At 38.3% G+C, this 25503-nt stretch carries 22 protein-coding genes, 1 tRNA gene and 3 pseudogenes; 21 read left to right on the top strand and 5 right to left on the bottom strand.

Annotation, left to right across the window (positions count from 1 at the left end; translation table 11 throughout):
* Positions 1–57 precede the first annotated feature (57 nt).
* The 11 genes and pseudogenes from VEHSUH06_RS03345 (at position 58) to VEHSUH06_RS03395 (ending at position 11048) form a co-directional block, all read left to right on the top strand.
* Positions 58–507, top strand: a complete 450-nt coding sequence (locus tag VEHSUH06_RS03345; protein ID WP_105097755.1) for a CopY/TcrY family copper transport repressor — start codon at positions 58–60, stop codon at positions 505–507.
* Positions 508–524: 17 nt separating this feature from the next.
* Positions 525–1967 carry a multicopper oxidase family protein gene (locus VEHSUH06_RS03350; protein ID WP_105097756.1) on the top strand — a complete coding sequence of 481 codons (1443 nt, stop codon included), beginning with the start codon at positions 525–527 and terminating at the stop codon, positions 1965–1967.
* 55 nt (positions 1968–2022) lie between these two features.
* Positions 2023–2334, top strand: a pseudogene (locus VEHSUH06_RS03355) (CopY/TcrY family copper transport repressor); the annotation flags it as partial.
* Positions 2335–2431: 97 nt separating this feature from the next.
* Positions 2432–4559, top strand: a pseudogene (locus tag VEHSUH06_RS03360) (heavy metal translocating P-type ATPase).
* Positions 4560–4743: 184 nt separating this feature from the next.
* Entirely contained in the window at positions 4744–5208 is a 465-nt protein-coding gene (locus VEHSUH06_RS03365; protein ID WP_105097757.1) for an NfeD family protein, read from the top strand.
* Positions 5209–5244: 36 nt separating this feature from the next.
* Positions 5245–6201: a flotillin-like protein FloA gene (gene floA / locus VEHSUH06_RS03370; RefSeq protein WP_105090174.1), complete on the top strand. Its 957-nt coding sequence runs from the start codon at positions 5245–5247 to the stop codon at positions 6199–6201.
* Positions 6202–6209: 8 nt separating this feature from the next.
* A complete protein-coding gene (locus tag VEHSUH06_RS03375) occupies positions 6210–6812 on the top strand; it encodes a hypothetical protein (protein WP_105097758.1) in 603 nt (200 codons plus the stop codon).
* A 247-nt stretch (positions 6813–7059) separates the two neighbouring features.
* A complete protein-coding gene (locus VEHSUH06_RS03380) occupies positions 7060–7791 on the top strand; it encodes a hypothetical protein (protein ID WP_009351895.1) in 732 nt (243 codons plus the stop codon).
* Between the two features lie 54 nt (positions 7792–7845).
* The gene (locus VEHSUH06_RS03385; protein ID WP_105097759.1) at positions 7846–8784 is read left to right on the top strand and encodes a hypothetical protein; all 939 of its coding nucleotides are present in this window, start codon (positions 7846–7848) and stop codon (positions 8782–8784) included.
* A 145-nt stretch (positions 8785–8929) separates the two neighbouring features.
* Complete coding sequence (locus VEHSUH06_RS03390) at positions 8930–9523, top strand: DNA glycosylase (RefSeq protein ID WP_105097760.1); 594 nt, start codon at positions 8930–8932, stop codon at positions 9521–9523.
* 274 nt (positions 9524–9797) lie between these two features.
* Positions 9798–11048 carry an MFS transporter gene (locus tag VEHSUH06_RS03395; RefSeq protein WP_105097761.1) on the top strand — a complete coding sequence of 417 codons (1251 nt, stop codon included), beginning with the start codon at positions 9798–9800 and terminating at the stop codon, positions 11046–11048.
* Between the two features lie 184 nt (positions 11049–11232).
* Here the strand turns inward: VEHSUH06_RS03395 and pepT are convergent, their stop codons facing one another.
* Complete coding sequence (gene pepT, locus VEHSUH06_RS03400) at positions 11233–12456, bottom strand: peptidase T (RefSeq protein WP_105097762.1); 1224 nt, start codon at positions 12454–12456, stop codon at positions 11233–11235.
* A 247-nt stretch (positions 12457–12703) separates the two neighbouring features.
* Between pepT and VEHSUH06_RS03405 the strand changes: the two genes are divergently transcribed.
* The 3 genes from VEHSUH06_RS03405 (at position 12704) to mmuM (ending at position 16812) form a co-directional block, all read left to right on the top strand.
* Positions 12704–14638 carry an OPT family oligopeptide transporter gene (locus VEHSUH06_RS03405; RefSeq protein ID WP_105097763.1) on the top strand — a complete coding sequence of 645 codons (1935 nt, stop codon included), beginning with the start codon at positions 12704–12706 and terminating at the stop codon, positions 14636–14638.
* Between the two features lie 289 nt (positions 14639–14927).
* Complete coding sequence (locus tag VEHSUH06_RS03410) at positions 14928–15713, top strand: basic amino acid ABC transporter substrate-binding protein (protein ID WP_054748105.1); 786 nt, start codon at positions 14928–14930, stop codon at positions 15711–15713.
* A gap of 85 nt (positions 15714–15798) precedes the next feature.
* The gene (mmuM, locus tag VEHSUH06_RS03415; protein WP_199179722.1) at positions 15799–16812 is read left to right on the top strand and encodes a homocysteine S-methyltransferase; all 1014 of its coding nucleotides are present in this window, start codon (positions 15799–15801) and stop codon (positions 16810–16812) included.
* Between the two features lie 246 nt (positions 16813–17058).
* Here mmuM and VEHSUH06_RS03420 read toward each other — a convergent pair whose 3' ends face one another.
* Both VEHSUH06_RS03420 and VEHSUH06_RS03425 read right to left on the bottom strand, forming a co-directional pair.
* On the bottom strand, positions 17059–18213 hold the full coding sequence (locus VEHSUH06_RS03420) for a site-specific integrase (protein WP_105097765.1): 1155 nt from the start codon (positions 18211–18213) through the stop codon (positions 17059–17061).
* A gap of 32 nt (positions 18214–18245) precedes the next feature.
* Positions 18246–18860: a helix-turn-helix transcriptional regulator gene (locus VEHSUH06_RS03425; RefSeq protein ID WP_105097766.1), complete on the bottom strand. Its 615-nt coding sequence runs from the start codon at positions 18858–18860 to the stop codon at positions 18246–18248.
* A gap of 163 nt (positions 18861–19023) precedes the next feature.
* On the opposite strand from VEHSUH06_RS03425, the gene VEHSUH06_RS03430 reads away from it, so the two are divergent.
* From VEHSUH06_RS03430 to VEHSUH06_RS03455, 7 genes are all read left to right on the top strand, one after another.
* The gene (locus tag VEHSUH06_RS03430) at positions 19024–19230 is read left to right on the top strand and encodes a helix-turn-helix transcriptional regulator (RefSeq protein WP_105097767.1); all 207 of its coding nucleotides are present in this window, start codon (positions 19024–19026) and stop codon (positions 19228–19230) included.
* A 360-nt stretch (positions 19231–19590) separates the two neighbouring features.
* Positions 19591–19824 (top strand): hypothetical protein, encoded by a 234-nt coding sequence (locus VEHSUH06_RS03435; RefSeq protein ID WP_105097768.1) that lies wholly within the window; start codon positions 19591–19593, stop codon positions 19822–19824.
* Positions 19825–19898: 74 nt separating this feature from the next.
* The gene (locus tag VEHSUH06_RS10700; RefSeq protein ID WP_158251712.1) at positions 19899–20060 is read left to right on the top strand and encodes a hypothetical protein; all 162 of its coding nucleotides are present in this window, start codon (positions 19899–19901) and stop codon (positions 20058–20060) included.
* 48 nt (positions 20061–20108) lie between these two features.
* A complete protein-coding gene (locus VEHSUH06_RS03440; protein WP_146251394.1) occupies positions 20109–21086 on the top strand; it encodes a hypothetical protein in 978 nt (325 codons plus the stop codon).
* 8 nt (positions 21087–21094) lie between these two features.
* Complete coding sequence (locus tag VEHSUH06_RS03445; protein WP_105097770.1) at positions 21095–22522, top strand: phage/plasmid primase, P4 family; 1428 nt, start codon at positions 21095–21097, stop codon at positions 22520–22522.
* Positions 22523–22901: 379 nt separating this feature from the next.
* Positions 22902–23240 carry a single-stranded DNA-binding protein gene (locus tag VEHSUH06_RS03450; protein WP_105097771.1) on the top strand — a complete coding sequence of 113 codons (339 nt, stop codon included), beginning with the start codon at positions 22902–22904 and terminating at the stop codon, positions 23238–23240.
* A gap of 96 nt (positions 23241–23336) precedes the next feature.
* Positions 23337–23900 carry a hypothetical protein gene (locus VEHSUH06_RS03455; RefSeq protein WP_105097772.1) on the top strand — a complete coding sequence of 188 codons (564 nt, stop codon included), beginning with the start codon at positions 23337–23339 and terminating at the stop codon, positions 23898–23900.
* A 1028-nt stretch (positions 23901–24928) separates the two neighbouring features.
* Here the strand turns inward: VEHSUH06_RS03455 and VEHSUH06_RS03460 are convergent.
* Positions 24929–25019, bottom strand: a tRNA-Ser gene (locus tag VEHSUH06_RS03460).
* A 98-nt stretch (positions 25020–25117) separates the two neighbouring features.
* Positions 25118–25503, bottom strand: a pseudogene (locus VEHSUH06_RS03465) (IS256 family transposase); the annotation flags it as partial.

Raw genomic sequence — 25503 nt, forward strand, 5'->3', positions numbered from 1 at the left:
GTAGACTTGTCTTAAAGGCATTTGTTTACATTTGTAAACGACTAGGAGGAAAGGAAAATGAGAACAATAGAACTTAATACTTATATTACAGATGCTGAGTGGGAAGTCATGCGTGTAGTTTGGGCAAATGATCGAGTAACTAGTAAAAAAGTCATTTCCGTATTGCAAGAAAAAATGGGCTGGACACAATCCACTATCAAAACGATCTTAGGTCGATTAGTTGGAAAAGGCGTACTAAATACAGAGCAAGAAGGTAGAAATTTTATTTACACTGCCAATATTGAAGAGAAAGAAGCCGTAAGGGATTATGTAGAAGATATTTTTAATCGTATTTGTAATAAGAAAGTCGGAAATGTAATAGGAAGCATCATTGAAAATCATGTTTTAAGCTTCGATGATATAGATCGACTAGAAAAAATATTAGAGATGAAAAAATCTTTCGCAGTAGAAGAAGTGGATTGCAATTGTCCAGAAGGACAATGCGAATGTCATTTACATCATCATTAACATAAGGAGGAATAAAAATGAGTAAGAATAAACATATGTTATTAGGTATTGGACTTACAGTCGTATTAACTGTAGTTGGATATATTACATTTTTAGAACCAATGATTAGTTATTCTAAAATAAACCAGAGTGCAGTTAATATAGATATTCAAACAAGTAAAACAAAAAGTACGCTTCCTATACCACCACTATTAGAGGATAAAAATCCAGATCCTAATATTGCGGATTTTACTTTAGAACCTCAAGAAGGAGAAACTTCATTTTTACCAAATACCAAGACACGAACTATGGGTTACAACGGAAGCTTCTTAGGCCCTGTCATCAGAGTAAGTAAAGGTGAGCAAGTAAATATGCACGTAAATAACAAGCTCAAAGAAGCAACTACAGTTCACTGGCATGGACTAGAGGTAGAAGGAGAAAAGGATGGGGGCCCTCATCAAGGAATTGAACCAGGAACAACTTGGGGGCCTAGTTTTACAGTAAATCAACAGGCTGCAACATTGTGGTATCATCCGCACTTTGGAGGAAATACTGCTACCCAAGTTTATAAAGGTTTAGCAGGACTATTCTATGTGGATGATGAAGTATCAAAAAGCTTAAATATTCCTAAGGAATATGGAGTAAATGATATACCTTTAGTAATTCAAGATAGAAGCTTTGGCAAGGACGGCAGTTTTATTTATAATACAAATATGATGGATGGAGCAACAGGGGATACTATCATAGTTAACGGAGCTATTAAACCTAATTTAGAGGTTAATAGAGTCAAGATGAGATTTAGAATAGTTAATGGTGCTAATGCAAGTAACTTTAATTTGAAGTTAGATAATAGAGATGGATTCTATCAAATAGCATCTGATGGTGGATTTTTAGAAAAACCGGTTAGCAAGAGAAATATTATGTTATCACCTGGGGAAAGAGCAGAGATAATAGTGGACTTTTCAAAGTATGAAAAGGGAACGCAGCTATCACTTATGAGTAATAAGGAAGTCATTATGACCTTTAATGTTAAAGGCGATGGGAAAGATGATACTGAAGTACCTAGCACTTTAACGAATATAGAAAGAATGTCAGAAGCACAAGCTACTAAGATAAGAAGCTTTGAGCTTCAAGGTATGGGTCACATGGTATCAATAAACGGTAAAAAGTTTGATATGAATAGAATTGATGAAACAGTGAAGCTTGGAGATACAGAGATTTGGGAAATTACAAACCCAGGATCTATGATGCATAAAATGGGGCACCCATTCCATATTCATGGCACACAGGTTCAAATTCTATCAAGAAACGGTAATGCGCCTTCTCCAGAGGAGAGCGGATGGAAAGATACTGTATATATTGAGCCTAACGAAAAAGTAAGACTTATAGTTAAGTTTAATAAGAAGGGTACTTATATGTACCACTGTCACATTCTTGAACATGAAGAAGCAGGTATGATGGGACAAATTAAAGTAGAATAATAAATAATATTTTATATCTTCATAATGCTCCCACAATTTAAGTGTGAGATTCTAAATCAAAACGATCTTAGGTCGATTAGTTGGAAAAGGCGTACTAAATACAGAGCAAGAAGGTAGAAATTTTATTTACACTGCAAATATTGAAGAGAATGAAGCCGTAAGAAATTATGCAGAAACTATTTTTAACCGTATTTGCAATAAGAAAGTCGGAAGTGTAATAGGAAGCATCATTGAAGATCATGTTTTAAGCTTCGATGATATAGATCGACTAGAAAAAATATTAGAGATGAAAAAATCTTTCGCAGTAGAAGAAGTGGATTGCAATTGTCCAGAAGGACAATGCGACTGTCATTTACATCATCATTAAGCATAAGGAGGAATTTAAAATGAATAATGACAACAGATATTCGTCCCATAATCACCATGATTATGACGACATGGATAAGTTAAAACACGAGCATGGAATCACAGATGAACATGGAGACCATAAGGATCAACATCACGACCATCATGCTGGGCATGATCACAGCGGGCACCATAAGGATCAACATCACGACCATCATACTGGTCATGACCACAGTGGGCACCATAAGGATCAACATCACGACCATCATGCGGGTCATGATCACAGTGGGCACAGAGGGCATGACCACCATCATCACGGAAGCTTTAAGGAACTTTTCTTAAAGTCATTGCCACTAGGAATCGTTATTATGCTCTTATCTCCTATGTATGGATTTGAACTACCATTCCAGTTTACTTTTTCGTATTCTGATATTGTAGTAGCTATTTTATCTACTATATTAATTATTTATGGTGGACGTCCATTCTATCAAGGCGCAGTTGACGAATTTAAACAAAAAGAACCTGGAATGATGACTCTAGTTTCTTTAGGTTTAAGTGCTTCATATTTATACAGTATTTATGCTGTGATCATCACCTACGTAACGGGTGAACATGTGATGGACTTTTTCTTTGAATTTGCTTCATTACTATTAATCATGCTATTAGGTCACTGGATTGAGATGAAAGCTATTGGAGAAGCAGGAGACGCACAAGCAGCATTGGCTAAGTTAGTGCCGAAAGATGCTCACGTTGTATTAGAAGACGATTCAATTGAAACACGACCAGTTGCTGACTTAAAGATAGGTGATTTAATTCGTGTTCAAGCCGGAGAAAATGTGCCAGCAGACGGGATTATCGAGCGTGGCGAATCACGTGTAAATGAAGCTCTTCTAACTGGGGAGTCAAAAGCAGTAAAAAAAAGGCCCTGGCGATGAAGTAATCGGAGGCTCAACAAATGGAGAAGGGGTACTTTATATTAAAGTGCTTGAGACAGGTGATCAATCCTTTATCTCTCAAGTACAGACTTTAATTAGCCAAGCTCAAAGTCAGCCTTCCAGAGCAGAAAATATTGCTCAAAAGGTTGCAGGATGGCTCTTCTATATTGCGGTCATTGTCGCACTAATAGCTTTTGTAGTGTGGATGATTATTGGAGATATCCCAACGGCAGTTACCTTTGCTATCACGACCTTAGTTATAGCTTGCCCACATGCATTAGGTCTGGCTATTCCATTGGTCACCGCCCGTAGCACAAGCTTAGGAGCCAGTCGTGGGTTACTGGTGAAAGACCGCCAAGCCTTAGAAATAGCTCAAGATGCAGATGTGATGATTTTAGATAAAACAGGTACTTTAACAACTGGTGAGTTTAAAGTATTAGACGTTGAACTTTTTAATAACAAATATAAGAAAGAGGAAATCATTGCCTTATTGGCAGGTGTTGAAGGAGGATCTAGTCACCCAATTGCTCAATCAATTATAAGTTTCGCCGAGCAGCAAAATATACGTCCAGCATCTTTTGATTCTATTGATGTGATTTCCGGTGCTGGAGTAGAGGGTAAAGCAGGTGGACACCGTTACCAATTAATCAGTCAAAAAGCCTACGGACGTAATCTGGATATGGATATTCCAAAAGGAGCAACTCTCAGTGTCTTAGTAGAAAACGATGATGCTATTGGTGCTGTAGCTTTAGGGGATGAATTAAAACCAACAAGCAAAGAGTTAATTAAAGTTCTTAAAAATAACAATATTCAACCAATTATGGCAACAGGTGACAATGAAAAAGCAGCTCAAGGCGTGGCAGAATATTTAGAGATTGAATATAGATCAAATCAATCTCCACAAGACAAATATGAGTTAGTAAAAACACTTAAAGAAGAAGGAAAAAAAGTTATCATGGTAGGTGACGGTATCAATGATGCTCCTTCTCTTGCCTTGGCAGATGTTGGAATAGCGGTCGGTGCAGGAACTCAAGTGGCGTTGGATTCAGCTGATGTCATCTTGACTCAATCTGATCCAGGAGATATTGAATCATTTATTGAATTAGCACACAAAACAACTCGTAAAATGAAACAAAATCTCTTTTGGGGAGCCGGTTATAACTTTATAGCTATCCCTCTAGCTGCAGGAATTTTGGCTCCTATTGGTATCACATTAAGCCCTGCATTAGGAGCAGTCCTAATGTCTGTGTCAACAGTCATCGTCGCCATTAATGCTATGTTATTAAGGTTAGATCCCAAAAATAACGGTTAACAGATTGAATGATTGAAACTCCTTAAAGTATCAAGATACAATAGTTTTATAGGAGAAAAAGAGATGTAAGTACTAGCTCTTTTAATACCATGAAAGTTGGTACTATAGAATCTTTATAAATTATTTTTAATATTGTATAATGAGTATATAAGTTGTATAAAATTAATTATAGAGAGGAGGGCCTATGGAGTTTTTAGTATGGATGGCTGTAGGGATTGCCCTAATGGCCGTGGAGCTCGTTGTTCCAGGCGGTATTTTGGGACTCATTGGTTATTGTGTTTTCCTTTGGGGTGTTTTTGTAGCTCTTGGAGAAGGAACGGTAGCGCTGTATGCAGTACTAGGATTAACGGCCTTACTAATTGTCCTTATCATCGTGTTCTTTAATCACTTTGAAAAGACTTGGATAGGCAAATTATTTACCTTAGGGCAACGGTCTACGACCAAGGCTGGCTATGTATCTAATGATGTATTAGAGGACTTAGCTGGTAAAGAGGGGGTAGCTCATACTACACTGCGCCCTGCAGGTATTGCTAAAATTGATGGTAATTTGGTAGATGTTGTAACCGAAGGGGACTTCATCGATGCCGGTTCACCGATTGTGGTACTGCGTGTTGTAGGCGGCCGCAATATTGTTAGAAAGCGCGATTAAGCTTTCACCACATCGTCGTATATAATGGAGGTTATTATGGATGTAGGTATTTTAATTTTGATTCCCATTCTACTGATTGGGATTATGGTGTTCTTGTATATTGTGCCATTAGGCCTTTGGGTATCTGCTCTTGCAGCGGGCGTTAATGTTGGTATCTTTACACTCGTAGGTATGCGCTTGCGTCGTGTAAATCCATCCCAAATCGTAATGCCTTTGATTAAAGCTAATAAAGCAGGCCTTGATGTAAACGTAAATCAGCTAGAAGCGCATTACCTTGCAGGTGGTGACGTTGACCGCGTCGTAGATGCATTGATTGCCGCTGAGCGCGCATCTATTCCTTTGACGTTTGAACGTTCTGCAGCTATCGACCTTGCAGGTCGCGATGTATTGGAAGCAGTACAAATGTCCGTTAATCCTAAAGTGATCGAAACACCAATTATCTCTGCAGTAGCAAAAAATGGTATCGAACTCAAGGTTCGTGCTCGTGTAACGGTACGTGCTAATATTGACCGCCTTGTTGGTGGTGCTGGTGAAGCTACTATTATCGCCCGTGTTGGTGAAGGTATCGTAACGACTGTAGGTTCCTCTGAAGAGCATACAGATGTACTAGAAAATCCAGATCATATCTCTCGTACTGTATTGGGGAAAGGGCTTGATGCAGGTACTGCATTCGAAATCTTATCCATTGATATTGCTGACGTTGACGTAGGGCGCAACATTGGTGCTCAATTGCAAACTGACCAAGCGGAAGCAGATAAGAAAATCGCTCAAGCTCGTGCCGAAGAACGCCGTGCAATGGCTGTTGCGACAGAACAAGAAATGCGTGCGAAAACACAAGATATGCAAGCTAAGGTTGTGGAAGCACAAGCTGAAGTTCCTAAAGCATTGGCAGAAGCTTTCAGAAACGGTAATCTTGGCGTTATGGATTACTACAATATGAACAATATTATTGCAGACACTAAAATGCGTGAAAACTTAGCAGATAGTGAATAGGAGTAGCTATGGACTCTATTTTGTCTACAGTGCTATCCGTCTTTTCGCATAACCCTATCATTGTTTTAGGTATCATCGCCTATGTTGCTTTTTCTATTATAAGAGGCAAGAATAACGAAGAATCTGATGAGTATGAAAGCTATGAAAGTTCAAGTTCCGGAATGACTTGGGAGGATATGGAACGCGAATACGGCATCTCCATAGAACGTAAGGTTGAAGAACCTTCATCGCAGGACTCAATCCTTACAGTAGATAACACATCATTTGAAAATCGTCCGAAAGATGATGTGTCTACACCTGCTACAGCAACTCAACAAGATCTTGAGGTTTTACCTAAGAAACGCACTAGTAGCTCATCAAGCTATACGAAGAATACGACTCGCTTAGACCGTGAGACTGTTACAGAGGCTCCTCTAAATGAGCGATTAGCCGAGTTTAAACGAGATAAAGCATCTAAAGAGGGTCGTGTCCTTGTTGAAAAGGTGGGCGTTATAACTGCTCCAGCTGTAACCTCGACTCGCAGTCGTAAATCTAATCATGCTCTAAAAGAGGGGATGAAGTGGTCTATTATTTTAGGTAAGCCTAAAGCCCTTGAGCGAAGATATCGCTAGTTAAAATATCAGTATAATAAATGGACTGGTAATTAGTTAGTACATAGATATATTGATGGTTTGTGCACAGATATTGTGATAGCAACTAGAATTACACCTATCGTATGCGGTGCATATAATTACATATTGAAAGAGGTTTCTATTGGTCACCTATGTGACTATTAGGAACCTTTTTTGTATTGTCTTTTCTTGATGGAACTTTCACAATAATAGGGAAGGGAGTTCGTCCATAAGGAAAGGTGATGTTATGTATCGTAATGTGCGCGTTATACCAAAACAGTTATTAGAGCAATTATATGTAGAGAAGCAGTGGAGTGTTCGCGATGTGGCAGACTATTTTCAGTGCAGTGTAGATACTATTATGCGCCGTATGAAAGCGTACGATATTGAGCGGCGGCCTCTTAAAAAGGAAATTAATATGGTTCACGTACAGGCCTTGTATGAGACAGGAAAGTGGTCCCTACATTCCTTGGCAAAGCGGTATGATGTGTCCACTACGACCATGGCAAGCCGAATGAGAGAATATGGTTTAGTTTGCCAGCGATCGAGTAAAAATGTATCTGTAGATGTAGTGCGCATTTGTAGGGCCTATAAAAGTGGGAATAGTACAGATGCTATTGCTCGAATGTATGGCGTATCTCGTTGGAAGGTGCACCATGTGTTGCGACATATGGGTGTTTCTATGACACCTAAGGCTCGTAAATCTCAACGAGTAGAGGAGATGGCTTATTTATATATGCAGCACCACATGAGCACCGATGATATCGGTTTAGCCTATGGCGTTCGTGGCTCTACAGTGGCAATGTATTTGCGCGACCGAGGCATAGAAATACGGGCCAATACTCTAGATTTAGACGAAAATAAGATTAAAAATCTCCGCGCTCAAGGGTATGGGGTGGCTAAGATTGCACAGGTGATGGGCTGTTCTGCCACCGCAGTACGAAAACGATTAGCTATGAAAAAATATATCTCTCCTTGATGTAGTGTAGTAGATACTATATACTTAAATTTATACAATGATGGGAGGATTATTATGTTCGAAATTATCTCTGCTTTAATACCGTTTTTATTACTGGGCTTAGCGGCCGCTGGTTTATCTCGCGTCTCTGGTGTCGCTTTGTCGATGGTTATAGTGCCTACATTATTAATTTGGGGTGCCACTGCCGTTGATGTAATCGCCTTTATGTTGCTCTTTGTAGTGTACAACAACTTTACTATGGAAACACAAGATGTTCGCTTGGATTATAAAGATCTTGTGTTATTCCCGAAATGGCGCTTGTGCATTCCCTTTATTTTGAGTTTGGTTGCTGCATTCTTTGTACCTGCAGCAGGTATTGCCATTTTTATGGCCTGCTTCGTATTAGAATTGCTAGCTACAGTATATAAACGCATTCCTGAAAATAAACGACCTCGTTTACACCGTGTCGTTGTCACATCTATCTTGAGTGCTGTAGTCACAGCGGTAGGCGCTTATGCAGGTCCTAAAATTCCTGGTGACTACTACTTCATCTGTGCGGGCTTGGCGATTTTAATCATTACAGGCTTTGCTTGGTACGCAGGCAAGCATCGAGATGCCTTTAGAGGTCCTTGGGAAACTATTTGGGCTGACTTTAATCTGTTCTTAGGCATGTTTGGTGTAGAGGCATCTTACTATCCAGCTGCTCTTACCCGTTCTATTCCAAATCCTATGGATCGCATGTTGCCTATGATTACTGTAGTGGGTGGTTATGCAGGTCTCGTGGTAGTATTTGGTCTCTATAATATTTTCTCTATTCCTTCTTTGATTACCGCTATCGGTGCTGCCGTAGGCATTCGCCTCTTTGGCTTATATGAATTCCCTCGCAATGGCAGCTTCTCCTACTTAGCGATTGGTTTTGCCGTGGCTGCAGTAGTATGCTTGTACCTCGTATCTCCAACACCACTTGGCTTTGACCATATCAATACCTTGGTATCTCAGCCAATCGGTCAATAATGGTTAGTATTTGAGTGTTAGGCATTTATAGGATGGATTAAATTCGCCAGCAGTGATCTGATTCATTTGTTATCAACTGTGACATAGTTCATTTGTTATGGTGAAAGTTGAGTTCATAATAGATTGTGAAAGGAGTTGATGCTCTGTGGCAGAAACAATTGAAACGAGACCATTTCCGCCATTCTTACCAAAGAATACGACGGTAATGATGATGGGGACATTCCCACCAACTTCCGAAAAGCGTTCTATGGATTTTCATTATCCTAACTTTCAAAATGATATGTGGCGCGTGTATGGCTTAGTATTCTTTGACGATAAGGAATACTTTAGAAAAGGTGAGGAAAAAGCCTTTGATGCGGATAAGATCAAAGCGTTCTTATCTGAAGCGGGGATTGCTTCTTGTCCTACTGTTTTGAAAGCTATACGTGAAAAGGGCAATGCATCGGATGCATTTCTTAAGGTCGTTGAACCTGTACCGCTTGCAGAGGTATTGGACCGAATTCCACACTGTAAACATATTGGTACCACCGGTGGTAAGGCCACAGAAATTTTGTTAAGCCTTTTGCCAGAAAAGGTTAAACTACCTAAAACAGGGGAGACAATTCCCTTTGTGTTTAACGGTCGTGAATTGACGTTAACACGATTGCCATCTACATCTCGTGCATATCCATTAAGCCTTGCCAAAAAGGCTGAAGCCTATAAAAATTTCTTTAAGGCTTGTGGTTTAACAACTAAATAGATTAAAACTAAATACATCTAAGAATGACACCTTTAATGGTTGAAGTTGAGTCTTTTGAACTCGCTATTAACTGTTAAGGGTGTTTTATTATCGTAAATTTATATAAGATTTAAAAATGATAAAAAGTAGAAATGATATTGTGTTATGTCTATTGTTATAAAAAATATTTATAAGATATATAACATTTTAATTCTTGTTTTTTGAAATGAGAGGTCTATAATTAACCGTTGTCACGAATTGGTTGACAATCATTTTGGAAAATGGAGTTGATATTATGGATAAGGCTAAAGAGGCCTTATGGACAAGATCCTTTGTCCTCGATACTTTGATTAATTTCTTAGTATTTTTGATTTATTATTTATTAATCGTTATTATTGCGGTAGTAGCAAAGGATAATCTTCATGCCACAGCAAGTCAAGCTGGCTTGGCCGTTGGTATTTATATTATTGGTACTGTTGTTGCTCGTTTGTTAGCAGGGCGGTTTATTAGTAGCTTAGGCTGTCGTAAGATGTTGTACTTAGGTTTGTTGATTTACTTGATTTCAACAGCTATGTACTTCTACACACCTAATTTATTGATGCTCGACAGTGTTCGTTTCTTAAATGGTTTTGCTTACGGTATTACATCTACAGCTACAAGTACAATCGTAGCCTCTATTATTCCAATGTCACGTCGTGGTGAAGGGATTAACTACTATGGTTTGTCTACATCTCTTGCCGCTGCAGTAGGTCCGTTTTTAGGTATTTTGATGCTTCATAGCCTTGGCTATGACTTTATCATCGCCTTCTGTGTTGCTCTTATCATTCTTTGTGGTATCGGTTCCGTTATCATGAAATTTGATGAACCTAAGCTCGATATTGATTCTGAAGAACATAAAGGCATTAAAATTTCTGATTATATCGAACCACGTATGAATTCTATTAGTCTTGTTTCTATACTAGTAGGTTTTGCATACTCTGGTGTTATCGGCTTTATGGCCGCTTATACAAAAGATTTAAACCTTATCTTAGCAGGTACATTCTTCTTCGTTGTATATGCTGTAGTTATTACGATAACAAGACCATTACTTGGTATTGTATTTGATATGAAAGGGGAAAACTTCGTTCTTTACCCTTGCTTCATATCTTTAGCACTTGGTATTTTCTTGTTGTCCATCGCTCACTCTACATGGCTTATACTCTTATCTGCTGTGTTTGTTGGTCTTGGTTACGGTACATTTATGTCAAACGGTCAAGCAGTAACTGTTAAAATCGTTCCTGTTCACCGCATTGGTGTTGCCACATCTACATACTTCATTGCCTTAGATATGGGCTTAGGTTTTGGTCCATACATTTTAGGTGCTATTAAAGAGGCGGTTGGTTATACAAGTATGTTCCATGTTACTGTTGTAGTAGCACTTCTAGCATTCGTTGCTTATTATTTCCTCTATGGCCGTTATGTAGGTACTGAAAAAGATCTTTCTTTGAAAGCTCGCGCTGAAGAAGAACAAATTAGAAATCGTAAACATAATGGAAAATTAGCATAACATTAGCTATATTACTTATAATCACATAACAATAAAAAGGACTATACGAGATATCTCGTATAGTCCTTTTTATTGTTATGGTATCTTAGTATTCCATTGTATTCTATACTACTAGTTTAGTATTTAAATATCCTTCAAATACCATCTAGTAGTATAGGTGTATGAGAAATTACATCGTAACCTATTATTTCTCAATATTAACGATGTTTACGATAACTTCAACAGCTTTTTTCATGTCATCGATACATGCAAATTCATGTCGACCGTGTAGGTTTTCTACGCCTGTAAAGATATTTGGTGTAGGAATGCCCATGAAGGAGATTTTAGAGCCATCTGTACCGCCACGGATAGGATCGCAAAGAGGAGTGATGCCAGCTTTTTCCATAGCTGCTTTAGCTACGTTAACACATTCCATATTATCTTTGATAACATCGTACATGTTGTAATATTGGTCTTTTACAGATACTTCACAGACTTCACGGCTGTAAATATCGTTTAATGTTTGACCTGCTTGCAAGAAGAATGCTTTTTTTGCTTCAAATAATTCTTTATCGTGGTCGCGGATGATGTAATTCATTTTACCAGTGTCTACTTGGGTTTCCATGCTCATAAGCATGAAGAACCCTTGGCGTCCACAGGTGTGTTCCGGAACGGCAGCACCTGGTAGTAAAGCATCAAATTGCATAGCTAATTTTGCACAGTTAATCATGATGCCTTTGGCAGTGCCTGTATGAACCGATACACCTTTAAGGATAACGGTACCACCTGCGGCATTAAATGTTTCGTATTCAAGCTGACCGAGGCTTTCACCATCGATAGTGTAAGCATAGTCTACAGGGAATTGTTTAACATCAAAGTGATCTGCACCAGTACCGATTTCTTCGTCTGGACCGAAGGCACACATGATTTTGCCGTGTTTGATTTCTGGATGAGCTACAAGGTAGGCGAGGGCTTCCATAATTTCGCAGATACCAGCTTTATCGTCACCACCGAGTAAAGTAAGGCCATCTGTTACAACTAAGGATTTACCAATATAATTTTTTAGATTAGGGAAGTCTGCACGACGGGTAAAAATTTGATGTTCTTCGTTAAGGCAAATATCACCGCCATCGTAGTTTTCTACGATGCGAGGCTTGATGTTTTCTGCATTGTAATCAGCTGTGTCCATATGAGCAATGAAGCCGATAGCAGGGGCTTTTTCGTCCGTATTAGCATTGAGTGTACCGATGACAAAGCCGTTTTCACGATTGTAAATAACTTCGTCCAAGCCGATTGCTTTTAAGTCGGGCACGAGTACGTTCGTTGCAAAATCTACTTGTGATTGTGTACTAGGAATAGTAGTGCTTTCCTCGTTAGAGCGTGTGTTTATACTTGTGTAGCGGACAAAACGTTCAACCATTGATTCCATAATAAAGCCTCCTCGTAAGTAAACATACCTGTTATACATGGCAGTATTCAATACTGTTACATATAGCGATTCTTGATTTACTTTCATTGTAGAACAGGGGCGATAAAATTGCAAAACAATTATTTATAGATGAAGCGATATTTTATTCGCATAATGCATAGAAAACCATTGAACCATGCATAGTACCATGTTAGTATAAAGGTGAATAGTTATACGTTTGTACTTTTTTATGTTAGGAGGTTTTACTATGTCGGACGAAACTCGTTCAATTCCGCCCGTAGAACCGGTATTAGATCCTAAGAAGGATTACGTAGAGATTAACTCATATGTAGTATTCTGGGGCCTATTCTATGCGGCAATTTTCACACTGGCCGTAGGTTATCTATGTTTGAAAATTGGTCAAACAGTAGATGCCTTTGCACCAGTATCTGTACTTGCAATGGGTACAGCAGTTATCTTGAAACGTAAGAATGCTTTTGCTGAAACGGTTCACATTCAGGCTATCGCTAGTTCTAGTACGAACACATTAGCGGGCGCTATGTTCTTCTTGCCAGCTCTGTACATTTGGAATGTTACGGATGTATCCTTTGTGCAAATGGCGATTCCTATCATCCTTGGCGGCGTTTTAGGTGTTTTATTATGCGTTATGTTCCGTCGCTACTTCGTTGAGGAAATGCACTATGTGTATCCGTTCCCAGGTGGTCGTGCTGCTGCAGAAGTATTGATGAGTAATGAAGGTAGCAAAGCAAAGCTGATGATTGGCTCCGGTCTCATTGCTCTTGTGTATGACTTCATTCTTAATAGTTTAGGCTGGTGGGAAGAAGTTATTCGTACTACTACCTTTAAATGGGGCACGGCTCTTGCTGATCAAACTAAATTGACTGCAGCCGTAGATACTGACGCAGCATTGCTCGGTCTTGGTTACTTTACAGGTCTTCGCTATGCAGCGATTATCGCAGCAGGCTCCTTCTTCTCTTGGTTCGTATGTATTCCAATCGTGTACTATTTAGCTCCTGAACATATCATGCAAATTGGAGGTCAAGCTGTTCCTTTAGCAGAGGCTCCAATTCGTAAGGTGTTCCTTGATTATGTTCGTCATATTGGTATCGGTATGCTTGCTATGGCAGGTATCATCGGTCTACTCAATATGTCTAAAGTTGTAGCTAGCGTTGTTAAAAATGCGGTGCTTGATATCTTTAGCTCTAAAACGACTGATGTTCATTTACTTCGTACACAACGTGACGTTCCTACATCTTGGATTGGTGCTGGCATCTTGTTATGTACAGTTCTATTCGCTGCATACTTCCACTTTATGTATGCTGAAACTTTCAGTCAAACAGTGGTAGCATTCTTAATTGTTCTGATTATGTCCTTCCTATTATCTGTAGTAGGTATTAGCTCTATCGCTTATACAGGTACAGAACCAGTATCTGGTATGACAATCTTTATGATTATCATCTCCGCTGTATGCTTAACAGCTGCAGGTATGACTGGTAAAGTAGGCATGATTGCAGTCCTAATGATGGCATCCTTCATCGGTACAACTATCGGTATGGCTGGTAACTTCATGTCTGAGCTTAAAGTAGCTCATATGACAGGTGCTACACCTAAGAAAATGGAACAATGGCAAATCGTTGGTACCGTTCTTTGTGCCGTCCTTTCTGTAGGCGTTATGATTCTCTTGAACGATGCATATGGCTTCGTAGGAGACCATGCATTAAATGCTCCACAAGCAAACGCTATGGCTGCTATCATTGAGCCAATGATGACTGGTGGTAGTGCTCAATGGCCTCTATACATGGCTGGTGCATTATTTGCTATTATCTTGTGGATGGTAAAAGTTCCACCTTTGGCATTTGCTCTTGGTACGTACTTGCCAATGGAAATCAACACACCATTACTTATCGGTGGTTTGATTGCATACTTCGTACAAAATAGTACAAAAGATAAAGCGTTGGCAGATCTTCGCTTCGCTCAAGGTAGTACAATTGCCTCCGGTCTCGTAGCTGGCGGCGCTATTGGTTCCTTGTTCAGTGCGGTGCTCCGTATTGTAGGTGTTGATGTATTTGCAGAAGCTTGGGTTGAAACTCCAGAAGCAACATACCTCAGTATCGTAATGTACTTATTACTTTGTGCATTCTTGTACAAAGTAGCTATGTACGTAAAAGCTAAAAAAGCGTAAAAAGCGTAAAAAACGTAAAAAACGTAATAACTACCGCCTTTACCAAGTTTTATCTATGCTTGGTGAAGGCGGTCTTTTTATATAGGTAGGAAATTTTTTTGATATAACTAAAAACTATGTGAATTAAAACCTATTTATATGATTGGAATAATTGACCTTAACTATATCGAATGTTATCATAATACTATTACAATATCAGTAAAGGTATTATTTGATTTTTATATACGCCTGTTATTTATAGAAGATAAGTTTCTTTCCATTAAGAGAAGATTTAAAATGAGGGGGAAGTATGAAGTTTAAGAAAATCGCAGCTCTGTTAGGAGCTTTCACCATTGCTAGCAGCTTGTTTATCGCTGGTTGTGGCAATACAGTTACGAGTCAAAAGACATGGCGCGTCGGTACTGATGCGACCTATGCACCATTTGGCTTTAAAGATAAAGATAGTGGCAAGTTAGCAGGTTTTGATATCGATATTATCAATGCTATTGCAAAAGAAGAAGGTATTGAAGCGGATATTCAAAACTTGAACTTTGATGCGCTGTTACCAGCGTTACAAAGTAATACCATCGACATTGCTATTTCTGATATGACCATTTCTGAAGATAGAGCAAAATCTGTTGATTTTAGTAAACCATACTATATTGCAGGTAATGGTCTCGTTGTTAATATAGATAACACAAATATTAATAGCTTTAAGGATCTAGAAGGCAAGCGCATTGGTGTATCTATTGGTTCTACGGGTGCAGAGATTGCTAGCAAGATTCAAAATGCTGATGTACGCCAGTTTAATATCATCGTTGATGCCTTTTTAGAACTACAAAATAAAGGTGTCGATGTAGTTATTAACGATACACCGGTAAACGAATATTATGTTAATGGGAAGGGTAAAGGTATCGCAAAAGTCACTGGAGAAGACTATGATGCGGCACCACTTGGTATTGCTGTGAAAAAAGGTAATACAGAGGTCCTTACTAAAATTAACGATGGTCTAGCAAAGATTAAAGCAAATGGTAAATATGCTGAGATTTATAAAAAATGGTTTGGTAAAGAACCGCCAGCAGAGGTATTAAAATAGTTTGTAGATAGTACTGAAACGTGTTATTTGATATAATACGCTTGGTAAGCCTCAAGTTGTAAGAGGCTTTAGAATGGGTGATATGATGGCTAAACGAAGTGCATTTTTAGATATTATTAAGGATAAGGGCGCCCTCGTCTTAGATGGGGCTTTAGGGACTGAATTAGAGCGTTATGGTTGTAATATTCAGCATAAGCTGTGGTCCGCAAAAGTTCTCATGGAACAGCCTGATGTTATCAAAAAAATACACATTGCGTACTTAGCTGTTGGAGCAGACATCATTCAAAGTTCTGGTTATCAAGCTACTGTAGCGGGTTTTAAAGGCTTAGGCTATGGTACAGAAGAGGCGATAGAGCTCGTTAAATTATCTGTTCGCCTAGCCGTTCAAGCTCGTAATGAGTTCTTAGAGGCTAAGGCTAGCGGAGCACTTACGTTACGGGGCATTACACTTGGTGAAGAGACTCCGGATGGAGTTAAGTATTTTTCTGAAGGCGCATTGCCTAAACCGTTGGTAGCGGCCTCTGTAGGTCCTTATGGGGCCTTTTTGGCTGACGGATCTGAATACCGTGGATATCCTGATGTACAAACAGAATACCTTGAGGTATTCCATATCCCTCGGTTAGCATTGTTCGCGGAAGAGAATCCAGATATATTATCCTTTGAGACGATACCATCTTATGACGAGGCCATTGCTATTGCTCGTGCTATGTCCGATCCTTTTACATCAAAAGGGATTCCTGCGTGGATTGCCTTTGCTTGTAAGGATGAACATCATGTAGCTAGTGGGGAGACTATTATTAAATGTGCTGAAATGATTGATAAGGTTCGTCCTGTAACAGGTATTGGTATCAATTGTACTAAACCTGAATATGTAGAGTCCCTGATTAAGGATATTCGTACCGTTACGGACAAACCTATTGCGGTATATCCAAATCTTGGTGAAAGCTATGATAGTAAAACTAAGACTTGGTACGGTGATCCAGCATCCTTTGTAGACTACGTAGATGTATGGCGTAAGGCGGGGGCTGAAATCATTGGTGGCTGCTGCAGAACGACACCTGAGATCATCGGTGATATTGCTAAGAAAATCCATAATTAATATGGTGAAATACATATAATATAAAAGGCTATTCGAATGATATGTACCCCCTTTACTGGACAACCAGTAAAGGGGGTACATATCAGAATTAAATTCGAATAGCCTTTTTGTATAGATATAAATAAAAAAGCAGTGCTTAAGCACTGCTCTTACTATGGCGGAGAGACAATAAATAGAGCTAATAATTAGCTTAATTACTGTATTTGTGAGTGCTAGTATTCACAAAGGGGCAGTAAAGGGGCAGGCTTAACTGTTACGGCTATTTAATTTCTCTACGATATCATCTTTCATTTGTTGCGTTACATGCGTATAAATGCTCAACGTAGTGGCGGGGTCATTGTGGCCAACTCGTTGCATGATAGCTTTTAACGGTACGCCTAACTCAGCCAATATGCTAATATGCGTATGTCTAAAAATATGAGTTGTTAGGTGTTTACCCTCTATATGTACCTGCTTTAATATCTTGTTGATATATTGCATGTCATAGGGGTTGCCACGTTTCGCCGTAAATATATAGCCCTGTTCCTCGTAGCCCTTAAACCATAATGATTGGCGTTTGTTATCTGTTATGATCGAGTTTAGTATTTTAACGCATCTAGTATCAAGGGTTACATCTCTAACTGAATATATATTTTTAGGCGTTCCCCGCTTTATATCGCTACCATTTTTATAATAGTACTGTAATGTACCATTTATATTTATGGTGGCTTTTTCTTTGTCATAATCACAATACCGCAATGCCAATAATTCACCTATGCGTAAGCCCGTTAAACTCATAAATTCGATGAGCAGGGCTATTCTAGGGGCTATCTTTGTGAGTTGAGCTAGTACGCTTTTAAGTTCACCCGCATCAAGAAATTTATTTTTCTTTTTGGCTATATCAGTATGACTAAAAGGCTTTTTCTTTATGGTGATATCCTCTATTTCATGAATATCTTTAATAAGCCGTCTACGTTTAGCATGCTTAAATATAGCCCTAGTGATTGTGAGTAATGATTTAGCGTATGAATACGATAGTCCCTCTTTGTAGTACACGCTATAAGCCATGTTTTCAATCATGATAGGTGTTACTTTCACAATAGGGATACTAGTATCAATATAGGTAAAAATCTTTTTAATATATAACTTGTGATGTAAATGAGTAGATATCTTTACTGTAGGCTCAGTATGTTCTAACCATAATTGAGCGACCTCATACATCGTTATATTAGGGTCTAGGTGTAATTCTTTTATTACATCTTTAATTTTGTTTTGTAGTTCTATGTTCGCTTGCTTGCGTGCATAGGCGCTGTTACTGTTTAGCGTTATGGATACCTTGCGAGTATCGCCATTCGGTAGCTCGTACCGCTCACAATACTTATAGCGTGTACCCTTGCTATTTGTGAGTGTTTCTACCCACATAATGAACCGCCTTTCTGTATTGGCGGAAAACTTTATAAATTAAATATAACGCTCGGCTTTTCGAATATAGGATATATATCATCATTCATATTTAATAATCCTAATTCCTTTACTGGTGTGTTATCCAGTAGCTCTTTTATTTTTGTTCCGATTGTTGTAGATAGCTGAATTTCTAATTCTCTAGGCAATTCGCCATAATCAAACATAAAGAAAGCGTAATTATTGTCACTTTCTAACGGTGTAACATCTATATTTAAATAGTTCTTAGTTGTACTCATGGTCAGTGTACATTCTAAGCTATATTTATTGTTTTTAGTTTCAACATTTAAATACATTGTCCCATGTAGCCTTGATTTGTTTACTGTTGACAACTGACTATCTATATCTAAAGAGCTTGAATAATCTTCTTTAAGAACTTCAATATCAGTAATTGTAACAGTTATATCTATAGGAGCATAAATAAATAGTTCGCCAGGCGTAATATTTAAATATTTACAAAGGGTATTTATCGTTTCTAACTGGATGCCTTTTGGTTCTCCTGTTGCGAGCGTAGTTAGTGTTGATCTACTGATGCCAGTATCGTTGAATACCTTTGAAATTTTTAAATTATTTTCCGCTAGTTTTACGTTTAAATTGCTTTTTATCATATAATCACCTCATTTATATTGTAGCGATATTACTACAAAAAAGCAATAAAAAGTAAAAAATATATTGACTTATGTAAAATACAAGCGTATTATAAAAATGAAAAATGTAGTAATATCACTACATAAATAGACGACAAAATATAAAAAGGAGTGAGTTAAATACATGAAATTCAAAACAAATATTAAAGCGTTAGAAAAAGCATTATTAGAAAATGGTGCATCCTATACCACATTGCAAAAGCGTACAGGGCTTTCAAGTAAGACTATTTTTAAGGTGTATCATGGCAAGCCTGTTATACCGTCAACATGTGTTAAAATTGCCGATGCTTTAGGGGTGCATGCATCTAACCTATTTGAAAGAGCTGACTAGTTCGCATCATCTTGTGAGTATAACAACCTATAGCCGATTTAACTCAATCATATAATCACACTCTACCCATTATGGGTTGCATCACTCACAAGGTAGGGGGCTTTGTAGGTACTCCTAAATAGTTTGATGTAAGAGGGTCATTCGAACCCCGATACTCATCTAGTAACGTAATATTTTATAATGCGTTTCGGTTTCGAAATGTGGCCATATATTATTATGGGAAAATCGAAATTGATGCGGGTATTGTGAATGTTACCATAGATAAAAATATTCTTAGGTATAATCTATCAAGACGATGCTTAAAACGCCCGTACAGGCTAAATAAATGAATTGTTTTTCTTTGGGAAAGGATAAATTTGTATGCAACAGCTAGAAACAACACAATTTACAGTAACGCCAATCATGGCACAGCCTAAACAACTGACATTACTGTTTAACCTATCTCGTACAGCGGTAGGCAAATTTATTAATGAGATGCTACTTACAGAGGAGTTTAAAGCAGGTGTAACACGCATTAGCCACAATTTAACTCTTGTGAATGTTGAGCTATTTATGGAATTTCTAAAATCAAAAGACATGGCAAATTTTAAATAGGGCGCAATCATAAACAGGGAAGTTATACAAATTAGCACTTATAAATTGAGCAGTTTAAAATAGGGGGAAAGATCATGCTTAAAGAAAAATTGACATTAGATGAATATAACGAGTTGGGCGAGTTTTCTGTAAATCAAATTGGTAAATTCGAAAGCGGAGAAATCGACATATATACTTTGGTGTCCATAATAACACTAAATGCATTTAATAAGGGGTGTCAGTCTGCAGAGGTGTGATATATGGAAAATAGGCAAAATAAAAGCGCCCATGATGGGGGTAACATCATGAGCGTGAAAAAGCAAGGTACCTCTAGCCACTCACAAGGCGATACGGGAGACCTTTGTCATTATTATAATATACCGCTTGAAATGCGTAAATACTGTAATTGGCTTGTGAGAAAAGGCAAGATACCATACAGCCCAATAACGCATAAGCAGGGGAATAGCCAAAGTATATGCGGTACATTTAAGCAAGCCATGGATGCACTCAAAACAGGACGATATGACGGGCTAGGCTTTCATTTTGACGGTACGCCCTTTACAGGAATAGACCTGGATCACCATGTAGAAAATGAGGCTTTGGATGAGTTGGCCATGCAGGTGTTTATTGAATGCGAGTCATATACAGAGTACAGCCCCTCGGGTACAGGGTTACATATCATTGTGAAAGGTGATACCCCTCAAAGCGTTAAAAATAGCCCTCTAGGGTTCGAGATGTACTCACAAGGGCGATACTTTACCATGACAGGAAACAGAGTACAGGGCGTGGCTAATTGTGAGTATATTCCATATCGACAAGATGCCATACAAACGCTATTCGATACCTTTTCAATTCATAATGTAGATAATGGCCAGAGCGATGCAGGCGGTTCTTTGAATGGTATAAGCCTAGAGCCTGTATATCATGAAAAAGATGTATTACAGCTTGTAAACCGCATCAAAAACAGCAGGCAGGGGGATAAATTCACAAAGCTATTTGATGATGGCGATATATCCGACTTTGGGGGCGATGCCTCTCGAGCTGATGCGGGTTTACTTTCAATCTTATATATGTGGTGCAGGGGCGATGCGCAAAAGATGCATGATATATTTTGTCTCTCAGCCTTAGCAAAACGGGATAAATGGCAAGTAGGCAATACAGGACATAACCCGATGTATTATAGAGTACTTACGATACGCCACGTTATAGCGCATTTAGACCGCAAGCGTAAAGAGGCCGATAGATTAGCCCAACAGGAATTTATTAATAGTTTTTACGATTAGGGGGATACATGGGAAAAGCAACAATGAAAATTGATACATGGGCGTTTACCAATGAAAAAGGGGGGATACTACCCTCTAAATTAGGACGGCTCATTATAGAACAGTGTAATATTGTACACATTAAAGCAACGCCTACCATGAATAATATTGATGCCTTAACAACTCCTTTATATGGATATAATACAAAATATGGAGTATATGAGGGCTTAACTACAAAAGGAAGAGCCCCATTAGAGAAAATTATTTATGATTATGTGGGCGACTTAGAAATAACCTCAAATAAGATAAACGATACTATCCGTTATATCAATGCTAACGCTAACGTACTGCCTTTTATTGATACAAACATCATAGCATTTAGAAATACGTTATATGATGTAGAAAATGATGCAGTGCTAGAGAAAGCGCCTAGCATAGTAACTACAACACGTATGACAAACGTTGAGTATAATCCTGCCATAGCAGAGCATGATCAACTAGATACGTTTATGTTTAATCTATTCGGTGGTCAAGAAGATGATGTGGAAATGATGCGGTTTATATACGAGGTAGTAGGCTATTGTCTTGTGAATAATACATTCGCTCAAAAATTTTTCATTCTGTATGGTGAGGGCGGTAATGGTAAAAGCTCATTCTTGCAATTACTCACAAGCCTATTAACCGAGGTCAATGTATCTAATATTGCGTTGATTGATATTGACGGAAATAAATTCCGATTAGCTGAAATCATGGGGAAATTTGCCAATATCGGCGATGATATAGACGGCGGTTCTATACTAAGTACATCAAACATTAAAAAGATTGTTACAGGTGATACAATCGTTATAGAGAATAAAGGTTGTAAGCCGTACAGCTACAACCCGCACGCCAAGCTGTTTTTTAGTTGCAATTCTATCCCTCGTATTTATGATACATCCACAGGGATGCAGGATAGACTTGTAGTTATCCCTATGATTAATCGCATTAGGAATACAAGCATCGCAAGCCCTTATATAGTGCAGGAGATTGTAAATAGTAATGGCTTAACTGTATTACTTAATAGAGCATTAGAGGGCTTACGGCGTTTACGCTCACAAGGTGCATTTACTGAACCGCCTAGAGTAGTAGCGCTCACAAAGTCATACTTAAAAGATAATGATCAAGTAGCTCAATTTTTAGAGGATATTGAAAACGGGGAAGTACAGAAAACCCCTGTATATGGTTCTGCATTGGGTGCTGATGCGGAAATTAATATATTAAAATGCACAAAGGACGTATTTGCTAGAGAGTTATATTTGATATATCAGAATTGGGCGAAAGAGAGCGGGTATAAGTCGCTAGGTAAGCACGAGTTTGGTAAGCGTATGAAAGCACTAGGTTATACGAATGACAAAGCAATTCGGGGAATAGCCAGTACTAATCCTTATAAAGCGTGGCAACTTGTAACTGAAAAATAGCGCTTGTATCTAAAATGTGACTAAATTTGTGACTAAAAAAATGCTCACAAAGTTCATAAAATAGCATGTGTTACTTTTGTAACCTATTTTCTATAATTAATTAAATAAATATATATATATATATAAGAAATGAGTTGAAAAAAGGGGTTACACATGTTACAACGCTATTATTGTGTTTTCATACAATATCAGAGATAGGCACAGAGGGGGTTAAAACGTAACAGATTTAACCTGTGAAATTGGTTAAAAAAAAGTCATAAGTACCGTTTTGGCACTCGAGATACTACATACAGAGCATTGTGAGTATTAGAAATAAGCTATAATTTACCACTTCGCCCGCATAGGCGGAATGGTACTTGTGAGAAAGGGGTATACGCAAATGAATAATATTAATCTATTGGGAAATCTAACAAAAGACCCCGATGTACGTTATACGAAAACAGGCAGGGCAGTAGCTACATTTACACTAGCCTGCACTAATACATATATTGATAGTGCTACCGATGAAACAAAGGAACAAACGGCCTTTATTAATTGTGTAGCATGGGGAAAGCTAGGCGAAAGCGTTGGGAATTTGCGAAAAGGTAGCCCTTGCTTTGTGAATGGTCGTTTACAAACTCGCTCATATAAAACTAAAGAGGGCGATAGCAAATACATCACCGAGGTTATAGCGAATTTTGTAGGCGAAACATTGAACGCTAATGATCATTCATTTTAATAGCGGGGTATGAATTAAGCAGGTTGCAACTCGGACAAAAAAGTCTAAGTTGTGTATGAACCCGCTCAAAATAGAGCGAGTTAAAAAGGGGGCTGTATGAACGCAAAAGAGTATAGGGCGTATCGAGAGGAGCAGGAGTATCTACAAAAACAAACCCGCCAAAGCACACAGAAAAAAGCCTCTATGAGCGATATTTATATAACCCCTAGTATGATTAGACCTAAAATAAAAGAAAATCCCTCTAAGGGGCTAATTAGAGCCACATTAAAGGGGTATAGTAATCTTAATATAGAAATTGAAAAACTACGTGCTATCATTCACAATTACAAAGCTCCTGCAGGTGTGGCCATATACGGAAATACAGCAATACATACAAGCACCAAAAGGGATCTATCTGATACGCTTGCAAAAGTAGAGGATAATAAACGTAAATTTGCTAGATTGGTATTTATGGAGCGGTGGCTTGAAAATGCTGTATATGGGTTACATGGTTTACGAGCGGAATACATTATATATATAATAGATGTGTATCTACGAGGTAAGAAAGAACCCGAACGGCGGAAAGTTGCCCGCATCATTGATGCAATTCATGAAAAAGGGTTAGAGTTACCTACGATAGAGCAGGCTCAAATAGTAATAAATGAGAATGGCAAGGGATAACACACGTTATCATACAATATCACAGATTTTATAATTATTCCGATAAAATCGTATAAAACAATCAAGATATACATAAAATTATAGCTCAAATATACATGCGTTTGAGTAATGTTTAATTATCCGCATGGTTAAGCCGTTCTTGTGAAAAATTACTTCCGTATTTACTACCAATAAGCATACATTATCGGAAGTAATGGAAAATTGATAACTAAAACGCATAGAATAGCAGGCGTTATCATATGATAGATATTGAGAATTAAACCCCTCACCCTTATAAGGTGTAGGGGCTTATTTTATGTCTTGTGAGTGATGCGGTTAAAAGGGGCTAGGTTGTATCTAGGCCGTTTGATCATCGTGTAATTTTGAAACAACTCGAATAGGGGGCGTATTTAATTCGTACCCTTATAAGGGGAGGCGCTTTAACTGGACAGCCTTATATATGTTGATAAATGTTAAGGTTATTTTTATATAATGCTCAAGTGTTTGATGACATATGATGACCAATAAAAGGGGGTCGGTATTGACGCCCCCCCTTTTTTTACTGATGCGGTCAAAGATGCAAATTCAGTATGTGCAAAAATTGCACGCCCTGCAGATGAGAGGAAAGCATATAACTGTTAATAAATGCCAAGGTTATTTTTATATGATACTCAAGCATGATGACAATTAAAGGCAGAGAATTGGCTGACATGGCAAATCACCACCTTATACTGTTGACATATCCAAACATATAAAAGCCCCTCTTAATGTTGATCATCATCAAGAGAGGGCTAGAGGTGATTATATGGGGTTAAAGTAATGCCGAGTTTTCCGACCCCATAAAAAGGGGCAAGAAAAGAGGGTATTATGCTAAGTGAGGCTAGTATTTCCTTATATTTCGAATGCCCTAAAAAAGGGGCAGTAAAGGGGCAAAAGGGTGAAATTATGACGATGTCATACGATATCTAGGAATATCAATAAAGCAGATAAACCCTAATAAAAAAGCCCCTACGATAGCATACGCAATCATAGGGAACCCCTTTAAAAAATGGCGGAGAGACAGGGATTTGAACCCTGGGTACGGGATAACCGCACACATGATTTCCAATCATGCTCCTTCAGCCGCTCGGACACCTCTCCATGTATTCTGTTGTGTAACAGGTACTTGTATAGTATATGAAAAAGATAGATTTATGTCAAGTGAAAAATAGGGTTATAGGACAAAACGTGTTGGTACTTTAATCCCAATCATTGAAAGATAATTTGTCATAGTTATGCAAATCACCCCAAGAAATGGCATCCCCCCAAGTTGGAATTATGCCTTGAAGTTGGGCTCTTTCATTCATAGATCTATATATTTTAGAAATACTCGCATCAGTTGGCATTACCTTAAGTATTTCTTTTGCAGGAAGCGGTCTTGGTGAGTGTAAATAACACCACCAAAAGACCGCTTTTATGCGTTTTTCTACAGACATCCCTCGATGGTACCGCAATAAACGTCTGAGTTGTGCGTTTACCCCACCTTCAATAGGGTTATTAGTCCTCGGACATTCTTTATCTAACACCAATGTTTCATCTAAATATCGAAACATTGTCTCTGTATTAATTAACACCACTAGAGAGT

The sequence above is a fragment of the Veillonella sp. S13053-19 genome (assembly GCF_002959835.1).
GTDB classification, from domain to species: Bacteria; Bacillota; Negativicutes; order Veillonellales; family Veillonellaceae; genus Veillonella; species Veillonella rogosae.

Coding starts and splice junctions, on each gene's coding strand:
- VEHSUH06_RS03345 (WP_105097755.1), top strand. CDS start 58: ATGAGAACAATAGAACTTAATACTTATATTACAGATGCTGAGTGGGAA.
- VEHSUH06_RS03350 (WP_105097756.1), top strand. CDS start 525: ATGAGTAAGAATAAACATATGTTATTAGGTATTGGACTTACAGTCGTA.
- VEHSUH06_RS03365 (WP_105097757.1), top strand. CDS start 4,744: ATGGAGTTTTTAGTATGGATGGCTGTAGGGATTGCCCTAATGGCCGTG.
- floA (WP_105090174.1), top strand. CDS start 5,245: ATGGATGTAGGTATTTTAATTTTGATTCCCATTCTACTGATTGGGATT.
- VEHSUH06_RS03375 (WP_105097758.1), top strand. CDS start 6,210: ATGGACTCTATTTTGTCTACAGTGCTATCCGTCTTTTCGCATAACCCT.
- VEHSUH06_RS03380 (WP_009351895.1), top strand. CDS start 7,060: ATGTATCGTAATGTGCGCGTTATACCAAAACAGTTATTAGAGCAATTA.
- VEHSUH06_RS03385 (WP_105097759.1), top strand. CDS start 7,846: ATGTTCGAAATTATCTCTGCTTTAATACCGTTTTTATTACTGGGCTTA.
- VEHSUH06_RS03395 (WP_105097761.1), top strand. CDS start 9,798: ATGGATAAGGCTAAAGAGGCCTTATGGACAAGATCCTTTGTCCTCGAT.
- pepT (WP_105097762.1), bottom strand. CDS start 12,456: ATGGAATCAATGGTTGAACGTTTTGTCCGCTACACAAGTATAAACACA.
- VEHSUH06_RS03405 (WP_105097763.1), top strand. CDS start 12,704: ATGTCGGACGAAACTCGTTCAATTCCGCCCGTAGAACCGGTATTAGAT.
- VEHSUH06_RS03410 (WP_054748105.1), top strand. CDS start 14,928: ATGAAGTTTAAGAAAATCGCAGCTCTGTTAGGAGCTTTCACCATTGCT.
- mmuM (WP_199179722.1), top strand. CDS start 15,799: ATGGCTAAACGAAGTGCATTTTTAGATATTATTAAGGATAAGGGCGCC.
- VEHSUH06_RS03420 (WP_105097765.1), bottom strand. CDS start 18,213: ATGTGGGTAGAAACACTCACAAATAGCAAGGGTACACGCTATAAGTAT.
- VEHSUH06_RS03425 (WP_105097766.1), bottom strand. CDS start 18,860: ATGATAAAAAGCAATTTAAACGTAAAACTAGCGGAAAATAATTTAAAA.
- VEHSUH06_RS03430 (WP_105097767.1), top strand. CDS start 19,024: ATGAAATTCAAAACAAATATTAAAGCGTTAGAAAAAGCATTATTAGAA.
- VEHSUH06_RS03435 (WP_105097768.1), top strand. CDS start 19,591: ATGCAACAGCTAGAAACAACACAATTTACAGTAACGCCAATCATGGCA.
- VEHSUH06_RS10700 (WP_158251712.1), top strand. CDS start 19,899: ATGCTTAAAGAAAAATTGACATTAGATGAATATAACGAGTTGGGCGAG.
- VEHSUH06_RS03440 (WP_146251394.1), top strand. CDS start 20,109: ATGAGCGTGAAAAAGCAAGGTACCTCTAGCCACTCACAAGGCGATACG.
- VEHSUH06_RS03445 (WP_105097770.1), top strand. CDS start 21,095: ATGGGAAAAGCAACAATGAAAATTGATACATGGGCGTTTACCAATGAA.
- VEHSUH06_RS03450 (WP_105097771.1), top strand. CDS start 22,902: ATGAATAATATTAATCTATTGGGAAATCTAACAAAAGACCCCGATGTA.
- VEHSUH06_RS03455 (WP_105097772.1), top strand. CDS start 23,337: ATGAACGCAAAAGAGTATAGGGCGTATCGAGAGGAGCAGGAGTATCTA.